Here is a 12,458-nt window from a genome sequence, read left to right on the forward strand (position 1 = left end):
GACAGTTTATGAGCGACACCATCAAAACCCCTCTCCTTGTTCGTCTGACAACCATTCCAGAAACACCTAGTATCAAACAAAAAATCATTTTAGGTTTACGAGTGTTACTTGTATCGGTGCACCGATTTATGAAAGATGATTGTCTGATCATTGGCTCAAGTTTAGCTTACACAACAATAGTTACACTCATTCCAACATTAACTGTCGCTCTTGCTCTCATCACGGTGGCGTCCGGAGTGCACACAAACCAAGGGGAACTAGTTGATAAAATCAATTCATACTTATTACAAAACAATATCCAATTTGATATCACTCCCTATTTAGAAACTCTAACAGATATTATCTCCACAGCAACACAAATTGGAGCTGTTGGATTTGTAGTATTCATCTTTTCTGCCACAGCTGTATTACGTTCGTTAGAAAAAGCATTTCATATCATTTGGAAAATTGACTTTCATCGAAATTTTATCAATAAATTTGTGTTTTATTTTTTCCTAATTTCTTTCGGACCATTGTTATTCGTTGTTGGTAAAAATATTACAGATACAATTTCTGATTCTGTTCGTTCACCACATTTAAAGTCTATTGTTGCAACGAAACATGGAGAAATTTGGGTGGCGGGAGAAAAAGGGAATATTGGTGTGATGCGAGAGTTGAACAAATCCATTTCCTTCATTCCGGAAGCAAGTATTGATTTTGAAAATATGCTCTGTATTGATATGGAAACCGTCGAAACAGGAACATGCAAAAAACCAAATATCAGAAAAGAAAACTTTTTTCGAATCCGAAGTGTAGGGAATGATTTATTTACCATTTCGGAAGAAGGTACTTTTTTATACTCGAATGATTTAGGAAAATCTTGGAAAGTACATGCACTAAAAGGAATTTTAGTTTCCGATTTTGGTGCGATTGATTACGACACACTCTACATTTTAACAAAAGATACAAGAACCTTACGTTATGACTTAGGAAAACCATTTAAGGAAATCAAACGATTCCATGATGAAGCAATCACACCAATCCGAGTTCGATTTTTCTCCGAAAAAGACGGATTCATTTTGGACCGAGAAGGAAGGTTATGGAAAACGAGTGATGGTGGTACAACATTTTTCCCACAAGAAATCTCTAGCAAACCTCTAAACGATATCTCCTTTCTCAATCGTAGTGTGGGTTTTTTAGTTGGAGATAGTGGCGCTATTTTCAAAACAACTGATGGTGGTTATACTTGGACAGATCTTAGCCATAGAAAATATTCGTATGAACGTGTTTGGGTATTTGTTTCTCCAAAAAAACAAGACTATGATATCTTTGTTTTAACCTCACTCGGAGACATTCTCCTATCAGAAGATGAAGGTGAAAATTGGTCAGTTGCTTACAAAGGAAAAGCAGGAATGATCTTAGACATGTTATTACTCTCTAAGAAAAAATCAGATTCTAATTTAGAAAATGGAGTCCCAAAAGAGACAGTTTCTTCCATTGTTTCTAATACGTTAACATCCGAAGAACCAATTGAAATCGAAAACCAAAATGAGGCAGAAAGTCCAAATGAGGGAATGTTAGGAATTGTTGGAGTTGGTGAATTTAATAAAATCATTCGTGTGGAAGAAGATGGGAACGGCCAAACCATTTGGAAAAAATACCAAGGAGGGAAACGGTTTTTTTCCCTTTATTCCATTTTTCAATTTTTATTACCACTGTTAGCATTATGGTTATTCTTCTTACTGATTTTTAATATCATTCCGAACACAAAAGTTCCACTCAGAGCCTCATCGATTGGTGCTGCCGTTACAGGTTTGATTCTCATTTTGTTTTTTTGGGGGTTTATCAATATTTACCTCACTTCTTTCACCGAAAAAACAATGTTAGTCTATAAAGCATTGGCAGCCATTCCCATCACCTTACTTGCAATTTATTCCATTTCACTCATCATCTTGTATGGAGCAGAAGTAACGGCAACCCTTCAATTCCCTGATCGATACTTACTTCCGAAACATCCTTTTGATGATATTGATGGAACACTTTCCTTTGAATTTTATAAAATTCTGCAAGTATTAACACTCACCTATTCTCACCAACAGAACCAAGGTGAACTCATCAAACTTTCACAATTACGAAAGTCACTTGTTTTACCTGAAAAGGAATTAAATCAAATATTGGACAAATTAACAGAGGCTCAATTCATCCAAATCACGGAAGACAAACGTATCACACCAATGAAATTAAAAGAACAAATCAATTTGGTATCAGTGTATGAAGAAACTTCTAGTTTTAAATTGGGTGCACCAAAAGAAAGGGCAAGTTTGTCGCCAAAACTAAACGATAACCTCACCCAATTGGAAGAAAAATGGAAAGAAGAACTTCGAAAAACTTCTTTCTCGAATTTGATTTAAAGATACGGTTTTGATTTCACAGGCGGAAGAGACGCAGACATTTGTTTGTAGATCTCTTCTGCAAGTCCCATGGATTCATTTTGTGAAATATTCTTAGCATACTCATCATAAAGCATATCTTCAAAAATCTCTTCAGCATACCCACCATCGATGAGTTTTTCTTTATGGATGGTGTTTTTCATTTCTTTTAACATCATCTTCACAAATACAGATTCAAATTCCACTGAAGCATCATATAATTTTTTACGATACGGATCCGCAGTAATTTCCTCACGGATGTTTTGTGGTACTTTTAAAGAAGAGGAACTCACCTTTCCCATGAGTTCTTCATGGGTCTCGAGTAAATTCTGGAATTCCGAACTATTTTTTCCGTTTGTTTCTTTCCCTTTGGGGTCAGATAACGACTTCATCCGATTCAGGATGGTTTCGTCTTTGGATCGGCTGAGTCTTCCTGAGTAATCTTGGATTTTGTGAATGTCCATATTATGTCTACTTAAAGTATCGGCAGAATTTCCAATTACTGGATCACAAGTTCTGCTTTTAATGCCCCTTGTTTTTTTAAGGCTTCTAAAATGGAGATGATATCCTTTGTGGAAGCTCCCACCTTATTTAGGGCTCCTACCACATCCGATACCTGGGTGGTTTCCTTCAGAACAAAAACAGACTCACCCTTCCCATCGTCTTGGATGGGGAAAAAATACCGTGATTTGTCTCTGTTGGCGATTTGGATGGATAGACCTTGTTGGGAAATGGCCACCTCATCAATGGCAATGTTTGCTCCCATCACGATGGTTCCCGTGCGTTCATTAATGACCACCCTTGCCACGGGAGACGAGTTGATGGTTAGGTTTTCTAATTTTGATAAAAAAGTTAAATCTAGTTTCGGTGCACCTGTCACCAATTCACCATTAGGACCAGTTGAGTCTTTTGCCATTGGTAGAGGAACGAGTATTTCTGTTGGTGACACCACTTCAGGAACCACCGATAACTCAGAGGTAATGGTATCCACAATGGCTCCCATAGTGGTATAATCCTTCTCTAGTAATGTGAGTTTCACTGATTTGGTGATGGGAGCATTCGGGATGGACTTCTCCAAAATGGCTCCAAACGGAACAAGTGCCGTGTTCGAACCAGATTTTTTATCAGCGCCTCTCTTCTTCTCTTTACCACCAAACACAAGTACACCGGAAGCAACTGCAATTGTTTCTCCATTACCAGCTTTCAGTGGAGATTGGAGTAATACTCCACCTTCTAGAGAACGGGCATCACCTAGAGAGGATACAACAACATCAATTTTATCCCCTTCTTTTAAATTCACAGGGACATTGGCAGTGATGAGTACGGATGCAGTGTTTTTCGCATCTCGCAAATTCTTTTTCGTATTCACCCCAAGACCTGCAAGGTAGTTTTGGAGTGCTTCTTCTGTTAAAGGGTTTTTGGTATCCCCTGTTCCATTAAGACCCACCACAAGGCCAAATCCTGTCAGTTGGTTTTCCCGAACCGCATCAATTCGCACGAGATCTTTCAGCCTTGTTTCCACTGCAAAAAGGGAACCGTTGAGACAGAAGAAAAATAAGAGAAACAGAAATATCGAAACTCCCTCTCTTCGAATCAGTTGAAGAATTGTTGGCTTCAAGTTTGCATTTGCGACAAATTCCAACTTTGTGAAAGTTTTTTTTAGTTTGTTGTTTCGAATCATAAAGGATTACTCACTTTCACCTAAGAGTCGTTTAATGTTTTTTAAGATGATTTCTTGTTTTTCTTTGTCAGAGAGTTCTGCTTTTTCTGTTACAGATCCATCTGGATTTGTAATCCGTTTCATTTGGATATTGGGATCATTTAATTCTTTCGGATTGAGTGTTCCTTGGTATTCCACTCGCAGATTGGCAATCAGGTCACTGGCAATGAATCGATTTTTATCTAGGTCTTCTGGTGAAATCGTTCCCGACAAACGAAGGTTAATTCTTTCTTCCGAAAGATTAAATACACGACTGCCTTCTAATTCTAAATTACCAGTACCTGGATCTATGCCAGTCACAAGAACTGCCATCACACCCACCACTTTCCCTTGGGATTTGGATTTTCCCACTTTGGATCGCATATAGGTAGAGTTTGCGGTATAATTGGGAAGGTCTGGGACTAATTTTTTATCAGGAACGGTTTTGATATCATTGTCAAAAGTTGCTTTGTATTCCGATTCGTATTCAACGCGAAGTCCGTTTTTCAAAACCACTTTCACAACGGTTCCTGGTTGGATGGTTTTGGGATACGAATACGGGTCCTTGTCCTTCCATAAAGATTCTGCATGTAAGGTAGAAGTCATTGTTAGGGAAGACAATGATACCAGAAATTCGCAGTAGGATGTGATCATAAAACAAAAAAAGACAACAAAACACTGAGCCAAAGGACGTTTCCAAAGAGATCGAAAAACCAAAAAGGAAGGACTGTGTTTCACGACTGTTTTCCATTTTGCAGATCTGGAATTGGATAAAAACTTGGAATTGGATTTTAAATCAAACATCACTTATCTCTCTTCCAAAAGGCAAACACCTTCGTTTTGTACACGTGCTTTGATCGTCTTTTGCGTAGCCAAATTCAAAAGCGGAATCTCTTCTCCCTGATTCCCTGACGAAAGAGCTCTTGTTTTGATTTTTAATAATAAATTTCCAGTTGTGTAGACAAGTTCCACTTCCTGGCCACGTTCGATGGTATGGAGTGTGCGCACTTGTTTTTTTTCGATCGCAGTGTCAGGCAAAAATCCATTGAGTGCTGTTTTACCAACGGGGTTTTCCTCCGTGAATTCCCGAAATGAATCGGCGGAAAAAAAACTGCGTAGTTCCACATCGTTTTCTGTTAAAACCGTTTTTGCTGGAATTTCTTTCGTCGTGAAGTATGCTTTTTTCTTTTCTTCAATGAGGAAGGGTATGGATTCTGAATGCACGAGTTTCCCTTCGAAGTAAAAATCCAAGGGAAACAAACGTTTTCCGGGATGAAGGGAACGGCCAAGGCTTCGCCAAACAGGAGAGGTCCCTGAAATGATAGGAAAGGATTCCTTTTCGGATTGGATCCGAAAGTTTTCTCCCATTTCGCCTAAACCATTTTGGTTCGAAAGTGAAAGTGCTTTCCAGAGAGAATCTTCTAATTCTTTTTTGGAGGCATTGGATGTTCTCGGAAGTAGGATCCCTTCTTTTCCCATCACTTCAAAGGATGTTTCTCCTCCAAATTCTTTGGAATAAAGAGTTGTGATCGTATCTGTGAGAAATTCAGGACTGATGATGATCGGTGCTTTTACATTGCGGAATACAATTGGATTCCAATTTCCTTTCCAGTTGGTAAATTCTGACAACCGTACCTCACCAACACCAATAATGGTTTTTGGTTTGAGATACAATCGGTTGTTTTCTTTGTTTGCAAACAAAGACAAACAAAACACCATACTAGTGAGAATGGAAATCCAAACTTTCATTAACGTTTGAGACCAATCGCCGTAGAAAGCATGTTATCCGAAGTTTGGATGGTTTTGGAATTGGATTCGTAAGCCCTTTGTGCTACAATCATATTCACCATCTCTTCTACGATTTTTACGTTACTCATTTCTAAAAATCCTTGTAAGACACTCCCATACCCTTCTTGGGAAGGCATTCCTGGAATTTCTTGGCCAGAAGCAACAGTTTCTCGGAATAAGTTTTTACCCACAGCTTGTAGGCCGGCTGGGTTTACAAATCGATAGAGTTCCAATTGGCCAATGGTTGTCGGACGAATATCATTCCCAATTTTCACTGTGACTTCCCCTTCTTCAGAAACCATAAGGGTATTTAAGATGGCATTTTCAGGAAGGATGATAGGTGGTTCGAGTAAGTACCCGTTTGAAGTGACCACTTGTTGGTTGGAATCTATTTTAAAGGATCCGTCTCGGGAATACGAAAAAGTGCCATCAGGCATTTGGATTTTGAAAAATGCCATCTCCCCTGTGAGTGCTAAATCTAATTTATTTCCTGTTGCTTGGAAGGAACCAATTTCGAATAACTTCTGTGTGGCGGCAACTTTCACACCATGCCCCACATTCACACCAGTAGGAATTTCGGAAACAGAGGTAGCTGGAGTTCCCGCAAGCACTTGGTGTTGGTACACTAAATCTTCAAAGTCCACACGGTTTTTCTTAAATCCTGTGGTGTTTACGTTGGCAAGGTTATTGGCAACGGTATCAATATGAAATTGTTGGGCAATCATCCCGGTAGCGCCGGTCCAAAGGGATCGCATCATAAAAAGGCACCTCTACAGCTTCTATCGGAAGACTGTCAAAAAAGCTAAGTGTCTTTTTTTATGATTATGTCTTATTTTCCTGTACTCCCAAACCCACCCGTCCCACGTTCTGTGGAACCGAGTTCCGGTACCACTTGGATGGGAAATTTTACCACTGCTTGGACCACCATTTGGGCAACACGTGTGCCTGGCTCTAAAAGGAAATCCGATCCGCTGAGGTTTAGAAGTGGGATGAGGATCTCACCCCGGTAATCGGAATCAATGGTGCCAGGGCTATTCGGCATGATGATCCTTTGTTTTGTGGAAAACCCACTCCTAGGTCTGATTTGCCCTTCATACCCATCGGGAATGGCCATCGCAAGACCTGTCGGAACCAGGACCACTTCCCCTTTCGGGAGGAGAAGGTGTTCCGAAAGGCAAGCAGAGAGATCCATACCAGCTGCCCCATCTGTTTTGTATTCAGGGACTGAAGCCCCCTCTCTTAGAATTTGGATTTGCAAGTATTTGTGAGAAGCTAACATAAATTCCTTTGTATCATACTAAAATTGGATGTCCCAGAATCAAAATCTTGGATTCGAAAACGGAAGCAATGCAATCATCGCAAGGAACCCGAACTTTGGAAGACTAAACTAGTTGGTTTCCGTTAACCGCCAAATTGCACAGGGATTTTGGCAAATTGGGTTTCTGTCATATCTCCCACACAAGACAAATGCACTTTGTCTAAACCAAACATCTCTTTGGCAGCTAGATTAATTTCCTCTAAGGTAACTGACTTAATTGCCTTCATACGATCTTCCAAAGAATAATAGGTTCCGTAATAGATTTCCTGTAATCCAATATTATTCATTCGGTTTTCAGGCAGTTCATACCCGATGGCAATCGAGCCCATTTGATTGGATTTGGCATCCGCAAGTTCAGATTTGGTAAAACCATTTTTTGTAATCGTTTCCAATTCCTTAAGAATGAGTTCCACACAACGTGCTGCTTTTTCTTTGGACGTAGCAGACGAGATCGAAAAAAGCCCTGTGGTTTTGTAATAGGAAGGAAAACTATAAATGCTATAACAAAGCCCTTCTTTTTCACGGATGTTTTGGAAAAGACGAGATGCCATTCCTCCACCGAGAATGGTGGAAATAAGTCCAGAAACAGTCACAGTTCGGTAGTCTCTTTTTTTTCCATTCACACCGAGCATGATATGAAACTGTTCAATTTTACGACGTTCTAAATGTTTCGAATAACTTTTTTTAGGTGCTGGAATGATGAGTTCTGACGGGTTTTTGCCTTTTGGGTTTTCAAAGGAAAAGTATTTTTTGGTGAGGTCTAACACCTTCTCCCAAGTAAAATTTCCCGAAACAGAGATCACCATATTCTTTGGGAAATAATGTTTTTCAAAAAACGTCCGTATGGATTTTTCTGTAACACCTGTTACTGATTTTTTCGTACCAATGATATCACGTCCGTAAGGTGACTTCCCAAAGATATTGCGAAAGTAATAATCGTATACAAAGTCATCAGGTGCATCTTCATAGGAACGCATCTCTTCCATGATGACACCCTTTTCGGTATGGATGTCTTCTTTTCGAAAGAGGGGTCGAAAGAGCATGTCAGATAAAATTTCAAAGGCAAGTTCCGCTTGGTTTTTGATGGCAACTACATAGTATTGTGTGTATTCACGTCCAGTAGACCCGTTTAAAATCCCACCCACTCGTTCGATGGATTCTGCGATTTCTTTACTTGTGCGCGTTTCTGTGTCTTTGAAGAGCATATGCTCTAAAAAGTGAAAGTAACCATGTTCGGAATTGGTTTCAGCAAGACTGCCTTGTTTTAAAAAAACACCCACCCCCATAGAGGATGCGTGTTTCATAGGTTGGAAAAGAACTGTAAGACCATTGGGTAATACAGTTCGTTTGCATTCAATGACGGGTGCCATTTGGTTCACTCCCCCCAAACAGAAGTTTGGGGACTGTTTAGTTGTCTAAAAGGACATCCTTTCTGGAAAGATCAATTTTTCCCATTTTATCAACGGAAATCACTTTCACTTTGATTTTTTCCCCTTCGGAAACAATGTCACGAACTGATTGAACTCGTTTCACATCTAATTTAGAGATGTGGCAAAGCCCTTCTTTTCCTGGTAAAATTTCAACAAAGGCACCAAAGTCAGCGATTCGTTTGATGACACCTTCGTAGATTTTTCCTACTTCGATTTCTTCAAAGATTCCATCGATCATGGCAATGGCTTTTTCTTTGGACTCTTCACTTGGAGAGGCAATGGTTACCTTTCCAGAATCATCCACAGAAATTTCCGAACCCGATTGTTCGATGATGGCACGGATCATTTTCCCACCAGGGCCAATGAGTTCTCCGATACGATCTTTTGGAATTTGTTTTTGGGTGATACGAGGAGCGTTCTCGCTTAAGTTTCCTTTGACAGAAGAAATCGCTTTGTTCATCTCACCGAGGATATGGTCACGACCCACTTCGGCTTGTTCGATGGCTTTTTGCAAAACTTCGAGTCCAAGACCATTGACTTTTAGGTCCATTTGGAAGGCAGTGATGCCTTTTTTCGTTCCAGCAAGTTTAAAGTCCATATCACCAAAGTGGTCTTCGATCCCAGCAATGTCAGATAGTACTGCAAAACGACCTTTTTCATCACTGAAAAGTCCCATGGCAATTCCTGACACAGGGCCAGAAATCGGAACCCCACCCGCCATAAGCGCTAAGGTACCCGAACAAACAGATGCCATAGAAGAGGATCCATTGGATTCTAAAATTTCAGATACAAGTCTTATCACATACGGAAACTCAGTTTGAGTCGGAAGGACTTTTTTAATGGCACGTTCTGCAAGGTTACCGTGACCAATTTCTCGCCTTCCAGGGCCTGAGTTACGTCGCACTTCACCTACTGAAAACGCAGGGAAGTTGTAGTGTAACATAAAATTCTTTTCTTTCGAACCTTCGAGTGTTTCGTACCTTTGGTTGTCCGAAGTCGTTCCGAGTGTCATCACTCCAAGAGACTGTGTTTGCCCTCTTGTGAAAACAGCAGAACCATGTGGTCCAGGTAGCACATCAATCTCACAGGAGATTTGTCGGATTTCGTTTGTTTTACGACCGTCAAAACGAATCCCTTCACCTAGCACGAGTTCACGAACGACTTCATATTCTAATTCATGAAGGAAATGTTTGATTTCTTTGGTTTTGTCTTCTGGAGCCAATAAGGTTTTAAAATGTTCAACCGTTTCTTTGTTAATGGCTTTGATGTCATCGTTACGTTTTGCTTTGTCTGCATTTTTGTTAGCAGCAGTCAAACGTTCGAATGCGAACTCACGAATTTTTGCATGGAGTTCTTTATCAGGAGTTTTTAAAACGACTTCTTTTTTAACAGTTCCGTTTTTCTTCGCCAATTCTTCTTGCATTGCCACAGCCACTTTCAGCTGTTCTTGTGCAAAACGAAGGGCTGCCATCATGTCTTCTTTGGAGATTTCACTTGCTTCGCCTTCGATCATGACGATGGCATCTTTGGTTCCTGCGACTACTAAATCCAAATCAGATTTTGTGATTTCTTCATTGGTTGGGTTTAGGATAAACTCACCAGCAATCCTTCCGATACGAGCACCCGCAATCGGGCCTGCAAACGGAATGGAAGAAACAGAAAGTGCCGCCGAAGCTGCGTTAATCGCATGGCCTTGGACAGAAACTTGTTTGTCAGCAGATAATACTTGTACAAGAAGTTGGACTTCAGAGAAGTAACCTTCTGGGAACATCGGACGGATGGGACGATCTAGAATTCTAGAAAGTAATACTTCGTGTTCGGCAGGTTTTGCTTCCCGTTTGAAGTAACCACCAGGGAAACGACCTACTGAGTAAGCTTTTTCCGTGTATTCGCATGTAAGAGGGAAAAAATCTTGGCCTTCTTTTGGTTCGTCCGCTGCACAAACAGTGGCAAGCAGAACCAAATTTCCGGTTTTGTATACAACCGACCCGTGAGCTTGTTTCGCCCACTTGCCGGTCTCTAGGGTAATGGAATCTCTACCCCAAACACCAGTGAACTCTGTAGCCATAGGAATTATTTCCTAAGGCCGAGTTTTTCAATCAGCTTTTTATAACTTTCTAAGTTGGAACGTTTTAGGTATTCCAACAAACTCTTTCTCTGATTTACCATAGCGATAAGGCCACGGCGAGAGTGGAAGTCCTTCTTATTTGCTTTGAAGTGTTCCGTAAGGTCTTTAATACGAGAGTCGAGAAGAGCGATTTGTACTTCTGCAGAACCTGTGTCGTTTGGTTTGCTACCGAATGTAGCAATGATCTGCTGTTTTTGTTCTTTTGTGATCATACTAGTGTCCAGATTTTAAGAAGGACTCATTTAGAAAACATAATTTTTGCAGAAGGGTCAAAAAATACTTTTCGGTAGCGGTAGGGAATGTGGTTCGGTTTCTCTTCGTAAGAACACCAGGCAAGGATTGTGGTTTCGTCAGCATCCACGATGTAAAACCCAAGGGAATCGGCTTTGGGGAGTTTGTCCCAGATATACCCACCATGGATGACTGCTTTTTTCTCAGCCTCGTCTACGATCCGTAACGGCAATGGAAACACTTCTTTCCAGTTTTTGAGGTCAGTTGCCGAGACCTCCGCTAGAGTTTTGGCAGAAGAGACGTTATACTCTCCGATCGATTCCCGCACAAGCCTACCCAGGGAAAGTGGAATCCCCCATTTGTCAGAAAGGTCAAGGACCAGTTTTCGAATGTAGGTTCCAGAGCTCACATGGACCCGGAAAGAGAACCCAATTTCTGTTTTTTGGATGTCTTTTACCGAATGGATGGTGATGGTCCGTTCCTTTTCTTCCACCTCAGTTCCCTCTCGAAAGAGGTCGGATTGGCGTTTGCCCCCTACTTTCAGAGCCGAGATTTTGGGTGCTTTTTGTGTTGTGAGTTTTGTGAGACTTTGTAGTTCCTCTTCCAATTGTTGGACGGAGAAGAGCGATTCAAATTGTTTGCGGGAGGATATACGTTCGTCAATTTCTACCATTCCATCCGGGTCACCTGAATCGGTGCGGTATCCCACAATCACTTCTGCCAAATAGGTTTTGTCTTTTCCGAGGAATACTTGAGAGAAGGCAGTATAATCCCCACAAGGTAAAATGAGTAAACCTTCGGCAAATCGGTCGAGAGTTCCTGTATGCCCTACGGATTTTTGATTTAACAAACGTTTTGTTTTCAAAACCAAATCGGAACTTGTAATCCCAGGTGGTTTGTAGACAAATAAAAATCCGGATACATAGGGTTTTGCCATTCGAGGTCACCAAATTCAATTTAGGTGCTTATTATTTATTTTCTTTTGCAGGAAAATCCGATTGCGAATCTGTGGTTTCCGTTTCGGAATCGTCAGACTCTGCTTCTTTGCCTTCCTCATCAGTGTCTTCATCCTCATCTGTTTCATCGGGATGGAGTTCTTCAAATAAAGTTTTTGGGGCAGATTCATCGATGAGGCGATTCACTTCTAAACTTTTGATATAGTTATTATCCCAGACAAAACTAAACTTTGGGTTCGTATGTAAGTGGAGGTTTTTTCCAACAAGTGAAGATAAAAACCCCGCACAAGAAACAAGTCCTTGTGTGAGTTTTTTTCGTTCGTTGTTATTACAAAGGGCTGTGAAGTAGACCTTCGCATACCGTAAGTCTTCGCTGATTTCAATCCTATGGAAACTTGGTAAAAAGACCCGAGGGTCCTTTACCTTGCCTTCCAAAATCGCAGAGGAGATGAGGCGAATGATCTCCGATTCGAGTTTTTTCATTCGAATGGGATTCATTT

At 40.7% G+C, this 12,458-nt stretch carries 12 protein-coding genes; 1 reads left to right on the top strand and 11 read right to left on the bottom strand.

Annotated features, from left to right (window positions below):
- Positions 1–8 precede the first annotated feature (8 nt).
- On the top strand, positions 9–2,390 hold the full coding sequence (locus CH354_RS09535) for a YhjD/YihY/BrkB family envelope integrity protein (protein ID WP_100726660.1): 2,382 nt from the start codon (positions 9–11) through the stop codon (positions 2,388–2,390).
- Here the strand turns inward: CH354_RS09535 and CH354_RS09540 are convergent.
- From CH354_RS09540 to rbfA, 11 genes are all read right to left on the bottom strand, one after another.
- Entirely contained in the window at positions 2,387–2,872 is a 486-nt protein-coding gene (locus tag CH354_RS09540; RefSeq protein WP_100718902.1) for a rod-binding protein, read from the bottom strand. The genes CH354_RS09535 and CH354_RS09540 overlap by 4 nt on opposite strands.
- Positions 2,873–2,907: 35 nt before the next feature.
- Positions 2,908–4,089, bottom strand: coding sequence for a flagellar basal body P-ring protein FlgI (locus CH354_RS09545; protein ID WP_243401512.1), 1,182 nt, complete (start codon positions 4,087–4,089; stop codon positions 2,908–2,910).
- 6 nt (positions 4,090–4,095) lie between these two features.
- Positions 4,096–4,761 (bottom strand): flagellar basal body L-ring protein FlgH, encoded by a 666-nt coding sequence (locus CH354_RS09550; protein WP_243396052.1) that lies wholly within the window; start codon positions 4,759–4,761, stop codon positions 4,096–4,098.
- Between the two features lie 153 nt (positions 4,762–4,914).
- Complete coding sequence (gene flgA, locus CH354_RS09555; RefSeq protein WP_100726659.1) at positions 4,915–5,856, bottom strand: flagellar basal body P-ring formation chaperone FlgA; 942 nt, start codon at positions 5,854–5,856, stop codon at positions 4,915–4,917.
- Positions 5,856–6,653 (bottom strand): flagellar basal-body rod protein FlgG, encoded by a 798-nt coding sequence (gene flgG / locus CH354_RS09560; protein WP_012388518.1) that lies wholly within the window; start codon positions 6,651–6,653, stop codon positions 5,856–5,858. Before flgG ends, flgA begins: the two co-directional genes overlap by 1 nt.
- Positions 6,654–6,724: 71 nt before the next feature.
- Positions 6,725–7,174 (bottom strand): dUTP diphosphatase, encoded by a 450-nt coding sequence (gene dut / locus CH354_RS09565; protein ID WP_100726658.1) that lies wholly within the window; start codon positions 7,172–7,174, stop codon positions 6,725–6,727.
- A gap of 122 nt (positions 7,175–7,296) precedes the next feature.
- Entirely contained in the window at positions 7,297–8,583 is a 1,287-nt protein-coding gene (locus CH354_RS09570) for a M16 family metallopeptidase (RefSeq protein WP_100726657.1), read from the bottom strand.
- A 37-nt stretch (positions 8,584–8,620) separates the two neighbouring features.
- Entirely contained in the window at positions 8,621–10,711 is a 2,091-nt protein-coding gene (gene pnp, locus CH354_RS09575) for a polyribonucleotide nucleotidyltransferase (protein ID WP_100726656.1), read from the bottom strand.
- A gap of 5 nt (positions 10,712–10,716) precedes the next feature.
- Positions 10,717–10,983: a 30S ribosomal protein S15 gene (rpsO, locus tag CH354_RS09580; protein WP_012388514.1), complete on the bottom strand. Its 267-nt coding sequence runs from the start codon at positions 10,981–10,983 to the stop codon at positions 10,717–10,719.
- A gap of 26 nt (positions 10,984–11,009) precedes the next feature.
- On the bottom strand, positions 11,010–11,939 hold the full coding sequence (truB, locus tag CH354_RS09585; protein WP_100726655.1) for a tRNA pseudouridine(55) synthase TruB: 930 nt from the start codon (positions 11,937–11,939) through the stop codon (positions 11,010–11,012).
- 31 nt (positions 11,940–11,970) lie between these two features.
- Positions 11,971–12,456 carry a 30S ribosome-binding factor RbfA gene (gene rbfA / locus CH354_RS09590; protein WP_100726654.1) on the bottom strand — a complete coding sequence of 162 codons (486 nt, stop codon included), beginning with the start codon at positions 12,454–12,456 and terminating at the stop codon, positions 11,971–11,973.
- Between the last annotated feature and the right edge of the window lie 2 nt (positions 12,457–12,458).

Source organism: Leptospira levettii (assembly GCF_002812085.1).
Classification (GTDB): domain Bacteria; phylum Spirochaetota; class Leptospiria; order Leptospirales; family Leptospiraceae; genus Leptospira_A; species Leptospira_A levettii.

What these genes read in the sequence shown, in the direction of transcription:
- CH354_RS09550 (WP_243396052.1), bottom strand. Translation starts at nt 4,761, where the DNA reads ATGATCACATCCTACTGCGAATTTCTGGTATCATTGTCTTCCCTAACA.
- flgA (WP_100726659.1), bottom strand. Translation starts at nt 5,856, where the DNA reads ATGAAAGTTTGGATTTCCATTCTCACTAGTATGGTGTTTTGTTTGTCT.
- dut (WP_100726658.1), bottom strand. Translation starts at nt 7,174, where the DNA reads ATGTTAGCTTCTCACAAATACTTGCAAATCCAAATTCTAAGAGAGGGG.
- rbfA (WP_100726654.1), bottom strand. Translation starts at nt 12,456, where the DNA reads ATGAATCCCATTCGAATGAAAAAACTCGAATCGGAGATCATTCGCCTC.
- CH354_RS09540 (WP_100718902.1), bottom strand. Translation starts at nt 2,872, where the DNA reads ATGGACATTCACAAAATCCAAGATTACTCAGGAAGACTCAGCCGATCC.
- truB (WP_100726655.1), bottom strand. Translation starts at nt 11,939, where the DNA reads ATGGCAAAACCCTATGTATCCGGATTTTTATTTGTCTACAAACCACCT.
- CH354_RS09535 (WP_100726660.1), top strand. Translation starts at nt 9, where the DNA reads ATGAGCGACACCATCAAAACCCCTCTCCTTGTTCGTCTGACAACCATT.
- pnp (WP_100726656.1), bottom strand. Translation starts at nt 10,711, where the DNA reads ATGGCTACAGAGTTCACTGGTGTTTGGGGTAGAGATTCCATTACCCTA.
- CH354_RS09570 (WP_100726657.1), bottom strand. Translation starts at nt 8,583, where the DNA reads ATGGCACCCGTCATTGAATGCAAACGAACTGTATTACCCAATGGTCTT.
- CH354_RS09545 (WP_243401512.1), bottom strand. Translation starts at nt 4,089, where the DNA reads ATGATTCGAAACAACAAACTAAAAAAAACTTTCACAAAGTTGGAATTT.
- rpsO (WP_012388514.1), bottom strand. Translation starts at nt 10,983, where the DNA reads ATGATCACAAAAGAACAAAAACAGCAGATCATTGCTACATTCGGTAGC.
- flgG (WP_012388518.1), bottom strand. Translation starts at nt 6,653, where the DNA reads ATGATGCGATCCCTTTGGACCGGCGCTACCGGGATGATTGCCCAACAA.